This is a genomic window from Streptomyces sp. NPDC006743 (assembly GCF_040703815.1).
Taxonomy (GTDB): domain Bacteria; phylum Actinomycetota; class Actinomycetes; order Streptomycetales; family Streptomycetaceae; genus Streptomyces.
On sequence record NZ_JBEYJA010000086.1, the window covers coordinates 1 to 17,363 of the forward strand.

At 69.1% G+C, this 17,363-nt stretch carries 17 protein-coding genes; 6 read left to right on the forward strand and 11 right to left on the reverse strand.

What is annotated here, in order from left to right; all coding sequences use genetic code 11:
* Nucleotides 1–603 precede the first annotated feature (603 nt).
* Both mobF (ABZ719_RS35415) and ABZ719_RS35420 read right to left on the reverse strand, forming a co-directional pair.
* Nucleotides 604–2,571: a MobF family relaxase gene (mobF, locus tag ABZ719_RS35415; protein WP_366729277.1), complete on the reverse strand. Its 1,968-nt coding sequence runs from the start codon at nt 2,569–2,571 to the stop codon at nt 604–606.
* Nucleotides 2,572–2,817: 246 nt separating this feature from the next.
* Entirely contained in the window at nt 2,818–3,507 is a 690-nt protein-coding gene (locus ABZ719_RS35420) for a hypothetical protein (RefSeq protein ID WP_366729278.1), read from the reverse strand.
* A gap of 336 nt (nt 3,508–3,843) precedes the next feature.
* Between ABZ719_RS35420 and ABZ719_RS35425 the strand changes: the two genes are divergently transcribed.
* The 3 genes from ABZ719_RS35425 (at nt 3,844) to ABZ719_RS35435 (ending at nt 5,560) form a co-directional block, all read left to right on the forward strand.
* Nucleotides 3,844–4,047: a DUF6207 family protein gene (locus ABZ719_RS35425; protein WP_366729279.1), complete on the forward strand. Its 204-nt coding sequence runs from the start codon at nt 3,844–3,846 to the stop codon at nt 4,045–4,047.
* Nucleotides 4,048–4,368: 321 nt separating this feature from the next.
* A complete protein-coding gene (locus ABZ719_RS35430; RefSeq protein WP_366729280.1) occupies nt 4,369–5,070 on the forward strand; it encodes an HNH endonuclease family protein in 702 nt (233 codons plus the stop codon).
* A gap of 280 nt (nt 5,071–5,350) precedes the next feature.
* Nucleotides 5,351–5,560 carry a hypothetical protein gene (locus ABZ719_RS35435; RefSeq protein ID WP_366729291.1) on the forward strand — a complete coding sequence of 70 codons (210 nt, stop codon included), beginning with the start codon at nt 5,351–5,353 and terminating at the stop codon, nt 5,558–5,560.
* Between the two features lie 57 nt (nt 5,561–5,617).
* Here the strand turns inward: ABZ719_RS35435 and ABZ719_RS35440 are convergent, their stop codons facing one another.
* On the reverse strand, nt 5,618–6,307 hold the full coding sequence (locus ABZ719_RS35440) for a TetR family transcriptional regulator (protein WP_366729281.1): 690 nt from the start codon (nt 6,305–6,307) through the stop codon (nt 5,618–5,620).
* 99 nt (nt 6,308–6,406) lie between these two features.
* On the opposite strand from ABZ719_RS35440, the gene ABZ719_RS35445 reads away from it, so the two are divergent.
* Nucleotides 6,407–7,324: an SDR family oxidoreductase gene (locus tag ABZ719_RS35445; RefSeq protein ID WP_366729282.1), complete on the forward strand. Its 918-nt coding sequence runs from the start codon at nt 6,407–6,409 to the stop codon at nt 7,322–7,324.
* A 442-nt stretch (nt 7,325–7,766) separates the two neighbouring features.
* Here the strand turns inward: ABZ719_RS35445 and mobF (ABZ719_RS35450) are convergent, their stop codons facing one another.
* Both mobF (ABZ719_RS35450) and ABZ719_RS35455 read right to left on the reverse strand, forming a co-directional pair.
* A complete protein-coding gene (mobF, locus tag ABZ719_RS35450; RefSeq protein ID WP_366729292.1) occupies nt 7,767–9,581 on the reverse strand; it encodes a MobF family relaxase in 1,815 nt (604 codons plus the stop codon).
* Nucleotides 9,582–9,874: 293 nt separating this feature from the next.
* Nucleotides 9,875–10,405 carry a hypothetical protein gene (locus ABZ719_RS35455; RefSeq protein WP_366729283.1) on the reverse strand — a complete coding sequence of 177 codons (531 nt, stop codon included), beginning with the start codon at nt 10,403–10,405 and terminating at the stop codon, nt 9,875–9,877.
* A 607-nt stretch (nt 10,406–11,012) separates the two neighbouring features.
* Between ABZ719_RS35455 and ABZ719_RS35460 the strand changes: the two genes are divergently transcribed.
* On the forward strand, nt 11,013–12,167 hold the full coding sequence (locus ABZ719_RS35460) for a ParA family protein (RefSeq protein WP_366729284.1): 1,155 nt from the start codon (nt 11,013–11,015) through the stop codon (nt 12,165–12,167).
* On the forward strand, nt 12,164–13,339 hold the full coding sequence (locus ABZ719_RS35465) for a plasmid partitioning protein (protein WP_366729285.1): 1,176 nt from the start codon (nt 12,164–12,166) through the stop codon (nt 13,337–13,339). The genes ABZ719_RS35460 and ABZ719_RS35465 overlap by 4 nt, the downstream gene beginning before the upstream one ends.
* 67 nt (nt 13,340–13,406) lie before the next feature.
* Here the strand turns inward: ABZ719_RS35465 and ABZ719_RS35470 are convergent, their stop codons facing one another.
* From ABZ719_RS35470 to ABZ719_RS35495, 6 genes are all read right to left on the reverse strand, one after another.
* On the reverse strand, nt 13,407–14,234 hold the full coding sequence (locus ABZ719_RS35470) for an abortive infection family protein (RefSeq protein ID WP_366729286.1): 828 nt from the start codon (nt 14,232–14,234) through the stop codon (nt 13,407–13,409).
* Nucleotides 14,235–14,375: 141 nt separating this feature from the next.
* Nucleotides 14,376–14,561 carry a hypothetical protein gene (locus ABZ719_RS35475; RefSeq protein ID WP_366729287.1) on the reverse strand — a complete coding sequence of 62 codons (186 nt, stop codon included), beginning with the start codon at nt 14,559–14,561 and terminating at the stop codon, nt 14,376–14,378.
* A 205-nt stretch (nt 14,562–14,766) separates the two neighbouring features.
* Nucleotides 14,767–15,375 carry a hypothetical protein gene (locus ABZ719_RS35480; protein ID WP_366729288.1) on the reverse strand — a complete coding sequence of 203 codons (609 nt, stop codon included), beginning with the start codon at nt 15,373–15,375 and terminating at the stop codon, nt 14,767–14,769.
* Nucleotides 15,323–16,207 (reverse strand): HIT domain-containing protein, encoded by an 885-nt coding sequence (locus ABZ719_RS35485; RefSeq protein ID WP_366729289.1) that lies wholly within the window; start codon nt 16,205–16,207, stop codon nt 15,323–15,325. Before ABZ719_RS35485 ends, ABZ719_RS35480 begins: the two co-directional genes overlap by 53 nt.
* 105 nt (nt 16,208–16,312) lie before the next feature.
* A complete protein-coding gene (locus tag ABZ719_RS35490; protein ID WP_366729293.1) occupies nt 16,313–16,522 on the reverse strand; it encodes a hypothetical protein in 210 nt (69 codons plus the stop codon).
* The gene (locus tag ABZ719_RS35495; protein WP_366729290.1) at nt 16,519–17,262 is read right to left on the reverse strand and encodes a hypothetical protein; all 744 of its coding nucleotides are present in this window, start codon (nt 17,260–17,262) and stop codon (nt 16,519–16,521) included. The genes ABZ719_RS35490 and ABZ719_RS35495 overlap by 4 nt, the downstream gene beginning before the upstream one ends.
* Nucleotides 17,263–17,363 lie beyond the last annotated feature (101 nt).

Sequence of the window (17,363 nt, forward strand, 5' to 3'; positions counted from 1 at the left end):
CCATCCGCATATCTCACACACCATGGGATACAGGCATCACTCCGGGTCCCTCACAGACTTCATGAAGGTTCACCCCGACGAGCCGAAATCAGTAATCTGCGCCCCCGTCGCGTTGGCTGCATCTAACCACGGCAACCCTGGACAAGCCATGTGTTTTAGGACGTTGGCACGTGTGAGGGACCAGCACGGAGGCAACCACCGAGCAGAACCACGCGGGCCACCGCAGGGCTCAAACAGACGTTCCGTCTTCGCCCCGTACTACGAGAGCCGCCTGCAGTTCTGATTCCCGCCGGGTGAAAGACGGGTTCGGCCGATTGCGGCCGGGCCCGTCGCGGAGAGAACGCGGTGCTACTGGGTCTGGATGGCTCCGCGGTCGATGACGTCCTGGATGTAGGCCCGCGCCAGGCTCATTGTGAGCAGTGGCCAGCCGCGCCAGCCTTCCGTACGACGACCGCAACGGCGGCGGCCCCCGACCCGCAGGGTGGGGGGCCGCCGCCGCTTCCAGTGGAAACGCTCAGTCCGGCGGGTTGACTCCACTCGGTGGAGTGGAGCCGGGCGTCGTCGGTGCGCACCACCGCTCCGGGTGCGCGCCATCGGGTCCACTCAGTGGCCGGCCGCCGGGCCGCGGTGCGGTCCGGGTTGTTGTGGGCGGTGCGCCTGCTGGTCGTCCGGGCGCACCGGGCGCACCGCGTCGGCGTCGGCCTGTGCGGTGTGGCGGTCCGCGCGGGCGAGGGAGTCGTTGGCCATCTTGGTGGCCGCCTGCTGGAGGCGGCGCAGCCGGTCGGCGGTGAGATCGAGGGCTTCCACGTCCGTGCGGGACCTGCGCAGGGCCCGCAGCGCCGTCATGTCGATCGCCTCTGGGCGCCCGGCCTCCGGATCCTGGTCGTCGTGTTCGGGGTCGGCCGGCTCGGGCGCGAGTAGCTCCTCGGGCATCGCCGCCTGCTGGTGGGCGACGACGTCGTACGCCCGGCCCCGCACGGCGGTGGTGGTGGTGCGCAGCTTCTCCCGCACCACCGCACCGGCGAGGACGGCACGGTCGTACTGGAGCGAGATGCGGGGGATCTCCCACTCCCCCGTGTCCTGGCCCGGGGGCCGGAGCGCGGCCGGCTCGCCGGGATCGGCCGGGGGCCGCCGGTCCGGGTCGGGCACGCGAGTGGGTGGGCGGGGCCGAGCGGGGAGGTCGGCCAGGTCCCACCGGGCGGTGTAGAGGCGGTAGCCGGCCTCCAGGCCGCGTACGGTCTTCGGCTCGCTGATGTCCAGGCAGTGGGTGGAGATCGCGGCGGCCACGATCCGGTCGTCCAGGCCGGGGTCGCGGCGGCGGCCACGCAGGACGAGGGCGAGGTGGCGGCGGGCTTCGGCGAGCAAGTGCCGGCGGTGGAAGCGCCCGCCCTCGTTCATCACGAACACCGTCGCGGTGACGTCGACGGCCGCCAGGGCGACGTCGACCACGGAGGCGACCCGGGCCCGGATCGCCGCGGCGGCGGCGCGGGCGTGCTCGAGGAGGGAGGTGATGACGCCGGCGGCGACCCCGGAGGTGAGGACCGCGCTCGTCTTCCACCACGCGCGCAGCTGCGCGAGCGGCAGGGTCTTCTGCTTGGGCGGGCGGGTCTTACGGGCGGCGATCTGGTTCAGCTTGGCGCGGGCCCGGTCGGAGACGACGGGCAGGAACCGCGGTTCGCCGTCGTCGTCGACGGCGGTGACGTACTCGTGCTCCAGATCGGTCAGGCAGGCGGCGATCTGGTCGCTGCGTCGGGCAGTCCAGCGGATCAGCTCGTGGGGCACCCCGGCAATCTCCATGACCGGCCGGCGCCCCGGGGTGACGGTGCGCGGCTCGGTCGCCAGCCCGAGCGCCTCGCAGACCTCAGCGGCCACGACCTCGTTATAGAGCGCGGAGGCGGCGACCGTGTTCTCGTGGAGGGCCGTGGTGTGGATCGAGCCCCATTTTCCGTCCAGGCGCTGCCCCTTCACGCTCAGCAGCAGATGGTCATGGAGCAAGGGCCGCCCGGAGCGCGCCTCGTAGTGGCGGAAGCGGGCTGCGACCAGACCGCCGGGCGGCCGCACCCGGTAGATCCCGTCCTTGCCGTACCGGATGACCGCGACCTCGTCCTCGATCCACTCCAGCACCCGCTCGATCGCCCGCTCGTGTGCGGCCTCGATCACCCGGCGGGTCTCCTCATCCTCCAGCGCCCACAGGACGTAGATCGTCGGCTGCGGGCGGAACACGAAGTCCACGCCCGTAACTGTGACCTGGCGTCCGAGGGCGCCGGCCTTGAACGCCTTCTTCGCCGAGTCGCCCGCGGCGAGCCGGTCGGCTTCGATCCGGTCCGCGTACGGGTGCCGGCCGCGCTCGCCGAACAGGTTCCGCAGCTGCGCCTCGGTGACTTCCTCGCCCGGCACCAGGCCGAGCACGGCCAAGCCGCGGCCCATCCATCGCCCGGCCGGGACCCCGGCTTGCTCCTGGGCGGCGCGCAGCGGCGCGCGGGCCGGGCGGCGGCCGTCACCGACAACCGTCTCGCGGAGGTAGTAGCGGTACATCTGACCGGCCCGGATCACCCTGATATCCACTGTCATGCAGACCACGCCACACGGCTCGGACCCGCAAGAAAAGGCCGATCAGCGGGGCGTCCCGCCAGGCGGAAGCAGCAGTCGAACTTTCTTCGCAGGCGCCCGCCGGGCGGGAAGCGGCCCCGGCCGGGACGCGAATGTCATCGCTCTCCGGACAAGCACCGTCGCGCACCCCCATCGCGCCTACATCAGCTTCCGACACGCGCTGGGGGAGTCCTTCGACCTCCGGTACCTCTCCACCACCAGACCGGGCTAGGTCCTCAAGTGCTGGATTACGGCGAGGACCCGCTCCTGCATGGCTGTCGGCAAGTGGTCGAACGCTTGGTCGTCATCCGGGTAGTTGGCGTAGAGCGCCTGCAGTAGCACCTCAAGTTCCTCGTGCCGGTCGGGCTTGCTCCATCCCGAACGGCTGGCGATATGACGCCCGACGGTGTGCCAGATCACCGAGTCTTGCGGTGCCTCCCGGCCCATGAGGCCAGCGAGGTGCTCCTCGACGCTCGAGGTGAAGTACGCCTCTACCTGCCGGTCATCTCCTACTTGCAGATAACGGCGCAGGAAGGAGTCCGTGACTCCTGCTTCACGTAGGTAAGCCGCGATCGTCCCGATGAGCAGGTGCAGATGCTCCAAGGCATCGGTGAGCTTGTACAGCGTGGCGCTCTGCCAATCTGCGAGGTCTTCTCGGTAGTGGCCTTCGTCTACGGCGAAGTAGAGGTACCGGACGATACGGTGCGCGTGATATCGCACGAGTTCCGTCAGCTCCTCGGGCACCGGCCGGTCGTGGAGATTGGCGGGTGCACCGGCTGGCGCGTCTGCTTCGCTGAGGTCGTCGAGCCGGGTGAGCCTGTCCAGCCGGACCGCTTGGAGCGCGGTCGCGTACGGTTCTCCGGTCTCGCTCTGTCGTCGCCGTGCTGCGTTGGCGCGTGCCTGGTTGTGGGACTTCATGGTTCGTTTTCCGTGCCAGACCCGTGACCTGACACTGGCTGTTCGCATGCGACAGAGGCGGCAGGAGCGATCACGCGGAGCGTGTTTCAGCTGTCGAGGCAGAGCTGCCACTCACGGGGTCGCAGTTGCTGAGCTGGAGCCGTCCCAGGGCGACTTCTGTTGTAGACAACGATTCTCAGGCGGAACAGTCACGGGCGATGAGCACAGGTGAGCCGCTCTTCCAGACGGCGGTGTCGCCATATGCGGCTACCTGAGTGTGCTCAGCCGAAGGCCCCGGTCGGGTGAATCCCCGCCGCGCGCAGAACTTCCACCCGCCCCGAGGACGTCGTGTGACGCATGGACGTGATCAACGAAGTACACGTGTCAGAACCCGGCCTCGTGGTCGTGGACGTGGCAGCCGCCGACGACCAGACAGCCTTCGCCTTCCAGACCGCGCTCGCCTCGATGTGGGCCACCACCCTGGTCGAACGCACCACCCGCGACCCCGGACAACCCGGCGTACGACTGCGCTGCTACCTCGACATGCGCCAAAACCCATAACCCCAGAGCACCAAGGCCCGATCATCTAGCGGGGCCGCCGACCGGCACTCTCCTGCTTCAGGAGACCGGTCGCCCCATGCCGGAGTCCGCGCGCCGCCGCTGTCCGCCACCCCACCTGCCGCGGGCAACCGGTCGGCGCTGAACTCCGCTGCTCCAACGTGTTGGTGGGAGCCGTGTGGGGTTGCGGAGATGCGGGCGGGGCCTGCCGGTGCGCTTTACCCACCCCAGGAGTGACAGAGGGCTGATTCCCGGGCGTGCCGCACCAAGGCACCGCTACGAAGATCACGGCCTGTCCGTGACCCTCCAAGGGGGAAGTTCCTCATGCGCCTTGCCCGCACCGCTGCCCTGCTCACCTCGCTCACCGGCCTCCTCCTGGCCGCCCCCGCCACCGCGGCCACCACCCCGGACGCCGCCGCGGTACCGCACCACCAGGTGCGGGCGCCGGGACAGACGGTGACCCTGCCCGTCCGCGACGCCCTGGCCCGGCTGCCCGTGCGTGAGGAGGACCGCACCGGCTACCAGCGCTCCAAGTTCAAGCACTGGACCGACGCCGACCACGACGGCTGCAACACGCGCGCCGAGGTCCTCAAGGCGGAGGCCGTCACCGCGCCCGAGCAAGGGCCGAACTGCCGCCTCACCGGGGGCGTCTGGTACTCCCCGTATGACGACCGCTACATCGAAGGGCCCAGCGGCCTGGACATCGACCACCTGGTCCCCCTCGCGGAAGCCTGGGACTCCGACGCCAGCACCTGGACCCCCGCGGAACGCGAGGCCTACGCCAACGACCTCGGAGACGAGCGTGACCTCATCGCCGTCTCGGCCGCCTCCAACCGGTCCAAGGCCGACCAGGACCCCAGCACGTGGCTGCCCCCGGCCGTCGGCTACCGCTGCACCTACGTCACCGACTGGATCGCCGACAAGACCCGCTGGGGCCTGACCATCGACACCCCCGAACAGACCGCGCTGGCCGAGGTCCTCGAACAGTGCCCGGACGCCCCGATCACCGTCACCCTCGCCCGGTAGCCGGGGCGCGGACCGCCTCTCCCCGGCGTAGCACCTCGGCGCCCTAGTCCGAGGGGCGCTACGCCATGACCGTGCCCCGCCTGGCCCGCCCAGCGTCCTATGCGCTGCGGGGCCGGCGGCCGGACGGCTTCCTCCCTGCCTTTCACCCGCTCCCACAGGTCGTCAGGCACAAGATCAGCACGCACCCGCACCGCCAGCCAGCTGACCGAGGGCCGGCCGTAGGGGGTAGGCCAGCGCCTGGTGGAAGGGATCCGATGTGACATGGACGCTGCCGGAGCCGATGCTGAGCACGCCCGTACCCGAACCTGATCTGCGGCCGGGTTGGGCGGGCGAGCCCAAGTGGGACGGGTTCCGGGCTGCCGTCTCCGCAGACGGGGGCCGGGTGCTGCTGCGCTCCAGGCGCGGCACGGAGATGGGGCCGGCGTTTCCGGAGGTCGTGGCCGGGGCCGTGCAGCTGCCGGATGCGACCGCGAGGGACGGCGTTATGTGACTTGTACGGCTGTCTCAGGTGTGCGATGTCTCATGCGATGGGCGGCGCGGCCGACGATCAGGAGGTTGGGCCGGTGCTGGTCCGTTCTCTCTGGCGAGCCAGCAGACCGGAGGCGGTCACCGCCGTGGTTCGGCGGACCAGGTCGGTGAAGTCCAGGCGCATGGCCGCCAGCGCCGGGTCGGAGGCGTAGACCGCCAGCATGGCCTCCGAGGGGCGGCTGCACTGCCAGGCTGTCATGGCCATCAGCAGGGTCGACTCCACCAGAGCTGCGGCGCCGTCTGGGCCGAGTTCGGGCAGGTGGCGCAGGGCGAGCTGGGCGAGGTTGTGCAGGGACTGCCGGGCCGCGTGCTTGTGGCGGATGCCGGCCTCGGTGGAAATGTTGTGCTCCAGGACCGCGCCCTGCGCGCTGAGCAGGTCGCACAGCACCGGCCGTCTCGCCATGGAGGTGGCCAGGATGTCGGCCAGCCGGTCTCCGCGCTCGCGGGCGGTGTCCTGGCGTGTTGCGTGCTCGTGCTGCAGTTCGGCGATCCAGGTCTGGATCTCGGTGTCGAGCAGGTCGAGCAGGACCGCCTCGCGGGATTCGAAGTAGCGCAGCACGTTCGCCTTGGCCAGGCCGACGCGGCGGCTCAGTTCGTTCAGACTCAGCTTCGCGACCGGCATCTCGGTCAGCATCGCGGCCGCGGTGTCCAGGATCTGGCGCCGTCGCTGGCTGCGCTGTTCGTCGGTGCGGGCACGTTGGAAGGTCATCTCCTCATGCTACAGACCGGCGGTACTTTGATTAGATACCGACGGTCCGTTACAGTGTGGCGGTAGACAAGATACCGGCAGTACGTAATGAGGTTCGTCATGTATCAGGTCCCTGACCAGCACGGAAAGCTCGCCGTGGTCACCGGCGCGAACAGCGGCACGGGCAAGGAGACCGCCAAGCGGCTGGCCGGAGCCAAAGCCCGTGTCGTGCTCGCCGTACGCACGCCGGCCAAGGGCGAACAGGCCCGGGGTGAGATTCTCGCCGCGCACCCCAGGGCCCAGGTCGAGGTCCGCCGCCTGGACCTGGCCGACCTGGCCTCGGTCCGCGGCTTCGCCGACGGCCTGATCGCCGACGGCAGGCCGCTGGACCTCCTCGTGAACAACGCCGGGGTCATGAACGTGCCCCAGCGTACGGAGACCCCGGACGGCTTCGAGCTCCAGCTGGGCAGCAACTTCCTCGGCCCGTTCACCCTCACCGTCCAGCTGCTGCCGCTGCTGCTAGCCGCACCCTCCCCGCGAGTGGCCACAATGAGCAGCGGCACCGCCAACCGGGCCCGCATCAACTTCGGCGACCTGCAGTCCATCCGCAGTTACAGCCCCACCCGGGCCTACGCCCAGTCCAAACTCGCCGACATGCTGATGATGCTGCACCTCGCCGACCTCGCCGACCGACACGGCTGGCCGCTGCTGTCGGCCGGCGCGCACCCCGGCTACACCCGCACCAACCTGATGACCTCCGGCCCGACTTTGAACGGGGGCCGGCCCGGCCGGTTCGAATCACTGCTCTACAAGATCGTGCCGTCCCAGGGGCCCGAGCAGGGCGCAGAACCACTGCTGTACGCGGCGACCAGCCCCGACGCCATACCCGGCGGCTACTACGGACCGCGCTGGGCGATGGTCGGCCCGACCAAGGCAACCCCCCTGCCGCGCAGCGCTCGGGACCAGACCCTCGCGGCACGCCTGTGGACCGAGGCCGAACGCCTCACCGGCGTCACCATGCCGGCCCAGGGACTCTGACTGCTCCATCGCATCAGCCAATAGCCGCTCAGGGACGTCCGGTTGCCCGAGTCACCGCGGCGACTCCCCGAACCGAAGCACAGGCGCATTCCCCGCCCTGAAAGGACTCACGCTGTCGAGCTGCCGATGAGTGAGGAACCCCGTGGCCGAGACAGGCGAGATAGCTAACATAAACGGCGAGCTGGTCGTATGGGACACCGCGGGCCGCATCGCGTTCGAGCGGCTGCAGAACCGGCTTGCCCGGCGCGGTGCTGGGGCGGCCTGGGCCGCGGAGGAGTGGCCGGCCCCTTCGGCTTCCGGGGGCGCTTCCAGATCGGCTGCCACCCCAGGGTCTCGTCGGGGTCGGGCTCCTGGTCCTCGGTGAGCGCGGCGGCCATCTGCTCGCGGGCGGCACGGGCGCGGGCGAGTGCGTCGTCGGGGTTGGGGCGTTCTTCCGGGGTGTTCACGTGACTCCTCCTGTGGTTCGGCCCGGCGCGGGTTGGAGGCCGGGTTGCTGGGTGTACGGCGGCGGGGCCGTCGCCGGGGCGGGCTGCGGGCGGAGGCCGTGAGCAGCTTCGCGCGCCCGCCGGCTGTCCTGGAGCGTGGCGGCCACCTGCGCGGCGGCGGCTTCCAAGGTCTGGCGCGTTCGTTCCACCGTGTCGACGCCGATCTCCGGCTCCAGGAGGCGGCCGTCCTTCCGGCCGTCGCGGAACGGCCGCAGGCGCGACCTCGAGGCGGCGGGCACGGAGACGGCGTACGAGCGGGGCCGGGAGCCCAGACGCTCCGCACGGCGCACCGCGTGGACCCGGGCGGCCAAGGTGCTGGCGGCGAGGCGGGCCCGCTCGTACTGGGGCGCGGTGCGGTTGCGGGTCAGCGGCCGCAGCACGGCCTGGTCCTCGGTGTCGCGCGGGTACAGGGCGCGCAGGTTGGCGGTCATCATCCGTCGGCTCGCCGGGCGGCTGTAGTCGTCGACGACCGCCTGCACGATCTTTTCGTCCAGGCCCGGCTCGTGGGGCCGGCCGCGCAGGACGTAAGAGAGGTAGCGGCGGGCTTCGGCGAGCAGGTGGTGGCGCTTGAACGCGCCACGCATCACGTACACCACGGCGACGATGTCGACGGCCGCCAGCGCTATGTCGACCACCGGCCGCACCCGCGCCCACACGACCGCGGCCGCCGCCCGCGCCCGCTCCGCCAGCCGGTCGACGGCGTCGGCACCGTAGGCCCGGATCGCTGAGTTCCCCCATCGCTTGCGCAGCTCGGTCAGCGACAGCAGTTCCGTGCGCTTGGGCGGGCGGGTCTGGTCGGCGGCCTGGCAGGCCAGCGCGTAGGCGGCCCGCTCCCCCGGCGCGTGCCCGTGCTGCTCTTCGTACTTGGCTGTGAGGACGGGCAGCGTGTCCTCGATCTGCTGACGGCGGGTCGACTGCCAGCCGATGAGCCGCTGGTCGATCCCGGCGATCTCCATGACCGGCCGACGGCCGGGCGTCACCTCGCGCGGCTCCCACGCCCACCCAAGCCGGGCGGTCACCTCCTCCATGAAGTACAGGAGGTAGAGGGTGTCGGCGGCGACGATGTGGGCCATCAGCGAGTCCGCCGACAAGTTGCCCCATGTCCCCTTGTCGTCCGGCCGCCGGGCCCGGATCGACACCACCGCATGATCGTGAAGAAGTGGCTTCGATTCCGTGGCTCTGGACTCGTAGTGCCGGAACACTGCAACGATCAGCCCCTCCCGGACCGGCTTTCGGATCTTGCCGCCACTCCCCCAGCGGATCTCCGCCACCGCATCCTCAAACCACGCCAGCGTCTTGTCCCGGGCGATGTCCTGGCACAGCTCCAGCACCAGCCGGGTCTCGTCATCCCCGAGTGCCCACGCGACGTGTGCCGTCGGCGGGGGCCGGAACGTCAGGTCGAAGCCCAGCCAGAGGGTGCGCTCCTTGGCCTTGTCGGTCTCGGGTGAGCGGTTGTGCTCGATGGGCCTGCTCAGCACAGTCGCCCGCCGGTCGCGGGCCGGGCTCTTGCCCTGCGCTAGGAGCTCGCGCTCGATCCGATCAGCGTCCGGGTGCCGACCCTCCCCCAGGAGCAGTTCGGCCTGCCGCTCAGTCACCACATCCTCAGCCTTGAGACCGACCGCGGCCAGACCTCGGCCCTTCCATATCCCGGGCGGGACACCAGCCTCGTCTTGGGCGGCGCGCAGCGGCGTGCCCGCGGGGCGGTGGCCGTCGCCGGCCCTCACACCGCGGAAGAGATAGCGCCACCCGTTCCCCGGGCGAACTGGCGACATGCTGATCATCGGCCCATGGAAACCCGGGATTGACCTGCGGAAAAACGTGATCTGGGGTCCTTCCCGCTAGGCGGGAGACCATCACCAAGTCTTTACCGCAGCGCCCGTCAGAAGGGACCGCAGCGGCAGCCCGAGACGGTAAGCCGCCGGTGTGTGCACTCTCCCGCCCATACAGGCGATGCCGCTACTTTCCGGGGACGCTGCTTGACGCCGTCGTACGACTACTGCGCTGCAGCATGGGGCGGTCTGGGGTCCCTGAAGCCGGGCGCGCAGACCTGCCCTGTAACCGCCTCTCAACGAGTCGCGGCAATGAGCTGGTCCCTCATCCGTTGATACACCGTCGCATCAAGCACCGGTTCCTTCTGCTTCTCGAGCCAGTACTCGTACATGTCGATGTCCTCGCCTGGCACGGTCAAGCGGTACTCGCTGTCACCGGCCCCTCTGATCCAGCCGTGTGCTTCAGCGACGTAGAGGCCGTTCTCGACCGCCGCCAACGACAGGCCGGTGGCCGCCGCCAACTCAGTCACCGTGCACGTCACGCCGCGGGGATCGATCAGCCTTCCGGTGCCAAGACGGAGCGTCAGGGCATAGAGACAGACCTTCACCAGTTCCGGGAGGTGATCTCCCTTCTCCGAAAGGTCGATCAGGTAGATCTCCCGCGTGTCACGGAGTTCTTCTGGGCTGTGAAAGATGGCGCGTGCCGTTTCCATCCACCGGGCGCGTTCGTCGCTCAACTGTCGAGCGGCCTGACGGTAGGTCGTGCTGGCCTTGTCGGCCTGGGCGCGGATGCGCGCCTTGCGGGCGTTGGAGCCGTTCTTCGTCATGCGCTTCTCCAGGGGACCCACGCTCCTCCCGGGTCAGCAGAACGAGTCTGACGGCGGGGAGTCTGCACGGGCCCGTGCCGGCAGATGCCGGGGGAGCCTTGGCCGGACTGGGTCACCAAGCGGCGTGGGCGCTGCGACGGCGGCGGTAGGCGTTCGTGTCATGCCACCCCCACCGTAGAACGCCCCCGATTACCGAGTGGCCATCTCACCCTTACGTGGGCGTGCCGCTCCGGTCCGTGCGAATACTGCGCCAACTCGGCCGCGGATCTTCCGCTCCCGGCTTGGCTGGCGGGGACGGCGGTCACGCAAACGGCTCACGCAGCAGTAGGCCCCTCTATGAAGGGAAGGCCGACTGCTGCAAGTTTGGTCTGCAGGTTGATGTCGCTGGTCGCGATGGAGTGGTGTTCCTACCCTGTCCCGGAGGACTTGGTCCAGGCGCTCGTGGATCCCGTCGCGGGGATCCCCGGGGCACAGGCAACTTCTGTCCGGAGGGGATGGGACATCCGGCTTGAGGACTCTCTGCTCGCGTTGCGCCCAATCGCCGGATAGAGCCGTGCAGGTCGGCGGTGTTGCTTGCCAATCATCAGGTGGTGAGTAAGGTAACCGCATGACCGCACCGTACAGGCCCGATGACCGGGAAAAGGTAGTAGCTAAGCTGCCTGCCGCGCTACGGCAGGAACTCAAGGTCCGGGCAGCCGAGTTGGCTGTCGACATCAAGGACGCCGTCACCGAGGGAGTCCAGGCCTGGCGGACGGATGGCTCGTCCCACGCACAGGTCGACACCTCAGGCGGCGCCTCGTTCTCCACCTACCTGCCCACCGGGTTGTACGGCCAGTTCAAGGAAGTCTGCAAGGACCGCGACATCGCCTTCAACCAGGGCCTTGCTCAGTCAATCCGTCTGTGGCTCGACAGTCACCCCTCGCCCCGCCGCATCCCCCGCCCAACCGGTGCCCGCCGTCTGATCTTCGGTAATCAGAAAGGTGGCGTCGGTAAGACCGCGACGTCCGCCGGCGTCGCCGAAGCGCTCGCCGAAGCCGGACAGCGCGTCCTGCTCATCGACTTCGACCCCCAGTGCCACCTGACCAAGCAGCTCGGCTACCCAATGCTCGACATCGATGACCCGAGCCTGGCCAAGCACATGCTGGGCGAGGGCAAGGGCAAGCTGCGAGACCTGCTCGTGCCGATAGAGGAAGGAAGCTTCGGCGGCCGCCTTTTCCTGCTGCCCGGATGCAAGGACGCCTTCCTCCTGGACGCCAAGCTGGCCACCACACGGCACGTGCGGATCAAGGAGATCGCCCTCGAGAAGGCTCTGGAACCCATCGAGCGCGAGTTCGACTACATCGTCATCGACTGCCCGCCCAGCCTGGGCTACTCCATGGACACCGCCCTGTACTACGGCCGTACCCGCGACGGCGAGGAGCCCGAGACCTCCGGCGTCGTGATCCCCGTCCTGGCCGAGGACTCTTCCGCTGACGCCTACGACATGCTCTTCGACCAGATCGAAGACCTGACCTCCGACCTCGACATCGAAATCAGCAAGCTTGGATTCATCGTCAACATGTACGACAGCCGCAAGGGCTACATCGCGACGTCCTCCCTCGACAGCTGGAAGGCGATCGGAGACCCACCGGTTCTCGGCGTCATCCCCGAACGCAAGGAACAACGGGAAGCGGCCCGCCTCAAGCAGCCCCTGCTCACCTCAGCGCCAGACTGTGAGCAGTCCGAAGTCATGCGCACGATCGCCCTGGCGGTGAACGGATGAAGGCCGCCGACCGGCTTGGCACCGGATCCTCCTTCGGAAATGTGCCGCGTGGCCGCAGCCAACGAGGCCGTGCGAAAGCCATCACTCAGGGCGACATCCCGGCCTACGAACTCGTGCGCCTGCAACTCAACGATGTCTCCCCCACACCGCTCAACCCTCGCCGCAACTTCGGCACTCCGGAAGAACTGAACCGCTTCGGCGAAGAACTCCGCGCTGCACAGCTCGCCGCCTGCGTGGCCGTTTCCCGCGACGCCTACCTGAACCTGTGGCCTGACCACGCACACCACATCGGCGACTCCAAGCATGTCCTCGTCAACGGAGAGCGCCGCTACCGCGGTGCCTGCCAGGTCGGTCTGGACACGCTGGACTTCGTCGTGCGTGACGAACTGGCGGCCTCGCGCGAGACGTTCATAAACCATCTCCTCAAAGAGAACCTGGACCGCGCAGACTTCGACATCATCGAGCGGGCCCGCGGTATCAGCGAGCTCGTTGCGGTGTGTGCAGAGGAGTCGGAGCGCGGAGCCCGTGCCCGCGCTGCGGAACACTTGGGCAAGGACCGGTCCTGGATCACGCATCAGCTGTCGCTGCTGGAGCTGCCCGAGGCCATTCAGGCGATGCTCAGCTCGGGTGATCTGCCAGAACGGGATGGACGCCTCCTGGTCCGGCAACTCAAGGAGAACCCCGAGCTCACGGAGGCGGACCTTCTGCAGTTCCTCAAGGACCAGAAGGCAGCACGCTCCGCCGAGAAGGAAGCCGAGCGCGCCTTGCTGGCTGCGGCCCGCAGCCAGACGCAGAACCCTGCTGAGCCTGGGGAAACCGGTGCCGTCGATGCCTCCGGTGGCGTGCCAGCGCAGTTGGACAGCAGCGCCTCAATCAAACCGGCCTCCCCCACGGCGAACGACGCGGGCGACAAGAGGCCTGGTCCCGCTGCACCCCGTACGGATGCCGTCGCAAAATCTCAGTCGGCCAAGGGCACCGACCAGCAGTCGACTGCCCTGCCGGCACAGAACCCGGAACGGGCACCCTCCGTCCAGTCCCCGCCCGCCGTGATCGAGATCAGAGACCTCGAGCAGGTCGCTGATGCTCTGGCACAGCATCTGTCCGCGGAAGACCTGACGGCGCTGACCGAACTCTTGCTGGAACGGGTGTCCAGCACCAAGGTTCAGGCCTGAGCCCACTCAGCCATATCTGCCAGGGGGCGGATGTTGTACGCGTACAACATCCGCCCCTCTCCCGTTGTCACAGGCCCGGGCCGACAGCAGCGGAAGCACCGCCTTCCTCGTGCGTCTCGTAGAGGAAAACGCCCAGAGCGGATGCGCTTCCCACGATGAGGCGGGCGTGCCGTGGGGTGAGTCGCTGCGATGCTTGTGCCTTTGATCGGCCGTGGCCTGTGCCGTAGGCGTTCCTCAGCTCAGCTGCTCCCTGCGCGAGCTGCCCGAGACTCATCATCATGCGCTTGATGGTGTCGCCTGCGGCAGCGGAGTCAATGTGGTCGGGCGTCAGTTGCAGGCACTTGGTGGTCTTGCGGATCAGGACAAGCAGGTCGTCGTTCTTATGGTGGGGCTCCTGACGGTCGTCCAGGATCGTCTTGCAAAGGCTCTCAAGGAACTCCTTCGCTGTCCCGATGGCAAGCTCCGGCTCCAGTTCGATCGCGCCTTCCATGTGCGTCACCTGCTGGGCGATGTACTCCGCGTCGAGGCGGGCCGCCGTTTGATGGGCGTGGCCGATGGCGGTCGTGTGCGTGCCGCTCAGGAGCGCGGGAGCGTAGACCGGCCGTCCCGACAGCTGCTTCGACGGCTTCAGCGTCCATCCGTCGGGTTGGAGCAGCCGGTTGAACTCGGCGACCATGCTGGCTGCTTCGCTCAGGCCAGCGCACACGACGGGATGGACCATCTGCGCGAGGAAGCCCAGAAGCTTCTCGTCCGGACCGCTCATAAGCTGCAGGCGAGGATCGGTGAAGATCCAGGCGTCATCCCAGTCGTAGTTGTTGTAGCGGTGCTGGACGATGTCATCGCGGAACGTGTCGAAGCGCCGGTCTTCCGAGGGAAGGCCCTCCAGGTCGTACAAACGTGCCAGGAAGTCGATCTCCCCCAGGCGGCTGTGCCAGGTGGGGGCTCCTGATGTAGTCGAAGATGTCGCGTCGTGTTACTGGTGTGATCCGCCGCGCCGGGTCACGCGACTCTTCGAACGGATCTTCAGGCACAGGAGTCATCGATCAATGATGGCCCTGAACGATCGTCTGGCGCCCAGCTTTTCGGCAGCGGTTCGCTCGGTGTAGCGGTGCCGGATGTTGTACGCGTACAACATGGCGGAAGACCGCGCCCGGCGCCAGCGCTCCTCGCGGAAGGCGACGTGCCGGGCGGCGACCGGGTCGTACTTGCTCGCCGTCGGCAAGGCCGGATGTTGTACGCGTACAACATCCGGTGCCCCAGAGAGGCGCCTCCAGGCCGCAGAGCCAGCCCGCGAAACGCAAAAAGCCCCGCTTCCCGGCACGCGGCTGGGGAGCGGGGCTTCATGGTGAGCAGGGTGCAGGGTGCGAAGGGCGCGGGTGTTCCGGTTTGAGGTTGGTCGGTCTCGATCTCGTACACGGTCGGGACGGTTACGCACTCACCCCTGCGACGGCGGCGTCCAGGAGCGCCACGACGTCGGCTTCGTATTCGTACGGGTCAGCGAACAGATGGTGGTCGCTGACGTCGAACGGTGCGTACCGCGCGGAGACGCGGTGTCCGGGCACGAGGGTGGTCTCCCGGCCCTCCAGTGCGGCAGTGAGCCGGTCGTAGTCCTGCTGGGCATGCCGGGTCTGGGTGTAGGGGCCGAGGCGCAGCAGGGTGAAGCCATCGCGGCTGTCATCGCGTCGGCGGGCCTCGATGTAGAGGGCGTAGTGGGCGGGGTCCATGCCGATGTCGTCGGGCAGGGGCAGGCCGGCGGCGGCGTGGGTGAGCATCGCGTAGCCGGGCTGCCAGGTGCCGAGGATCGCGGTCGTCTCGCAGCGCAGCCAGCCGCGGTTGGTGTAGCCGAGCTGGCGGCCGTGGAGGTAGGCCGCGGCGTGCGGGGTGTCGGGGTGGGCCAGGGCGACGGCGATCATGTCGGGGCCGTGGTCGTCGCCGGGCCTGGTGTGCGCGCGTTCCACGAACGGGCCGACGCGCACGGCGATGTCACGGGCGCTGCCGGGTTTCCAGGGCTCGGGGTTGCGCAGGGCGGTGAGCATCGCGTGGAACTGGTCGACGACGGCTTGGTCCTCGGGGGAGAGGGCGCCTGGGGTGTGTCCGCAGCGGCGGAAGATGGGGCGCTTCATCGGGTGGGCTCCTGTTCGCGGGTGGGGTGGGTCCAGGGCAGGGCGAGGCCGTCGTCGGCGGTGCGGGGTACGAGGTGGCCGTGCAGCAGTTGGTGATGTAGTTCCACTGGCCGCCGATCTGTGCGGCGAGTTCGGCGGCACGCAGTTGCACGGTGGCGGAGACGACGGGGTCGGTTGTGAAGTCGGCGACGTGGCCGCGGGGCAGGACCAGGAGGTGGCCGTCGGTGCAGCCGCCGCTGCGGGGCACGATCGCGAGGGCGTCGCTCCACTCGTGGACGATCGTGGCCGGTGCGCTGTCGTGGATGATCCGGCAGAACAGGCAGTCGGGGCTCGGGTGCTTGCGGGGGACTGGCGGCCGGTTGATGTGGTGGTGGGTGACCTGCACTTGGGCGCCGGTCTCCCGCATCCGGCGGCCGATGGCGTCGGCGATTGCGGGTGCGCGGTGGCGTCCGTACCAGCAGTTCACCAGGAGCTGGACGGGGCGGCCCTTTGCGGCGGCGCGGAGCGCGGTGAGTTCGTGCACGGCGTCGTTGATGATGCGGGCCGCGCCGGGGGTGTTGAGGACGTAGTCGCGTACGCCCGCGTCCTGTCCGGTCTGGCGGGCGACGATGTCGGCGAGGGCCGGGTCGTCGGGCGGGTTCAGCAGGGCGTTGGTGAGGTTGATGCCGAGGACGGGGGCGCGGTAGCGGGGCGGCGGCGGGTCCTGCCAGCGGGCGCCGAAGGAGTCGATGAACACGTCGGGCACGTGGGCCTCCAGGCTCGAAAGGGTGGGAGACGCCGAGCGCCGCCCGGCCGGAGCGGCGGGCGGCGCTCGGCCGGAGCGGCGGGCGGCGCTCGGCGGCGTCGGGTGCTACTTGGTGGTCTCGGTGATGACGAGGAACTGGTCGCTGCCGAGGTCCATCGCGACGCGGGCGTCCGCGCCCTGGGCGCGCTGAGCGGCGGCGTACTCTTCCGCCGGCCATGAGCCGCGGGGGCCTCCGGCGGGGAACCGTTCCAGGACCGTGCGCTGGGGCTGGATGGGCATCGAGTTCGCCTGCCTTCGTGAGTGGCTGGTGGTCACGGGTCGGTTTCCTCGGATGCGGGGACGTCGCCGAACATGTCGTCCATCGCCTGTGTGACGGCGGCCCGGTGTTCGGGCCGGGTAGCGTTGAGGACCGCGTTGGTGAGGCCGATCAGGTCGATGTCCTCGAACAACTCGGTCAGGTCCGCGACGGTCTCCGGATCCAGAGCGACGCTGTCGGGGCGCTCGCTGTCCAGGTAGCAGCTCATGGCGTCGACGTAGTCGGCGAGCCGGTGGGCCATGACCGGGGAGACGTCGAAGCTGTGGCAATGCTCCAGGCCCGAACCGAGGGCGCCGGTCGGGCTGATGTGGATGCGGATGCTCTGCCCAGGACCGGGGGCGGCCTGTCCGAAGCCGGTGAGGGCTTCGGCGAGAGCCGCGATGGCACTGTTGCGGTCCGCGTCTGTGGCGGTCGCAGTGTCTGTGTCGTCCCCGTCCACGTCCAGCGTCGGCGCTTCCCAGAGCACTTCGAGGGTATCGGCGTGCAGCCGGATGACGCCGTCGGCGGTGTCTGGGAGCGTGAGGTGGCCGATGACGCGCAGCAGGTCGCCGGGCTGCCGCTCGGTGAGCATGGCGTGCGCGATTTCCGGCTCCATGGTGGTGCAGGGGATGACCGCTTCTTCCACCAGGTGGTCGGTGCCTGCGGAGCAGGTCAGCCGCCAGGAAGCGGTGCCGTCACGGCCGCCGGGCTCCGGGTCGGCGGCCAGGTAGCCGTCCAGTGTGAGCGGGATGGCGTCCATCAGCTCGCTCTACCTTTCTGATCATGGGTTGACCCCAGCCATTCGTAGGGTTGTGGCACCCAGGGGAGTGGGGTGTGGCTCTCAGCTCGGCTGCCGTCCAT

What these genes read in the sequence shown, in the direction of transcription:
- mobF (WP_366729277.1), bottom strand. Translation starts at nt 2,571, where the DNA reads ATGACAGTGGATATCAGGGTGATCCGGGCCGGTCAGATGTACCGCTAC.
- ABZ719_RS35420 (WP_366729278.1), bottom strand. Translation starts at nt 3,507, where the DNA reads ATGAAGTCCCACAACCAGGCACGCGCCAACGCAGCACGGCGACGACAG.
- ABZ719_RS35425 (WP_366729279.1), top strand. Translation starts at nt 3,844, where the DNA reads ATGGACGTGATCAACGAAGTACACGTGTCAGAACCCGGCCTCGTGGTC.
- ABZ719_RS35430 (WP_366729280.1), top strand. Translation starts at nt 4,369, where the DNA reads ATGCGCCTTGCCCGCACCGCTGCCCTGCTCACCTCGCTCACCGGCCTC.
- ABZ719_RS35435 (WP_366729291.1), top strand. Translation starts at nt 5,351, where the DNA reads ATGCTGAGCACGCCCGTACCCGAACCTGATCTGCGGCCGGGTTGGGCG.
- ABZ719_RS35440 (WP_366729281.1), bottom strand. Translation starts at nt 6,307, where the DNA reads ATGACCTTCCAACGTGCCCGCACCGACGAACAGCGCAGCCAGCGACGG.
- ABZ719_RS35445 (WP_366729282.1), top strand. Translation starts at nt 6,407, where the DNA reads ATGTATCAGGTCCCTGACCAGCACGGAAAGCTCGCCGTGGTCACCGGC.
- mobF (WP_366729292.1), bottom strand. Translation starts at nt 9,581, where the DNA reads ATGTCGCCAGTTCGCCCGGGGAACGGGTGGCGCTATCTCTTCCGCGGT.
- ABZ719_RS35455 (WP_366729283.1), bottom strand. Translation starts at nt 10,405, where the DNA reads ATGACGAAGAACGGCTCCAACGCCCGCAAGGCGCGCATCCGCGCCCAG.
- ABZ719_RS35460 (WP_366729284.1), top strand. Translation starts at nt 11,013, where the DNA reads ATGACCGCACCGTACAGGCCCGATGACCGGGAAAAGGTAGTAGCTAAG.
- ABZ719_RS35465 (WP_366729285.1), top strand. Translation starts at nt 12,164, where the DNA reads ATGAAGGCCGCCGACCGGCTTGGCACCGGATCCTCCTTCGGAAATGTG.
- ABZ719_RS35480 (WP_366729288.1), bottom strand. Translation starts at nt 15,375, where the DNA reads ATGCTCACCGCCCTGCGCAACCCCGAGCCCTGGAAACCCGGCAGCGCC.
- ABZ719_RS35495 (WP_366729290.1), bottom strand. Translation starts at nt 17,262, where the DNA reads ATGGACGCCATCCCGCTCACACTGGACGGCTACCTGGCCGCCGACCCG.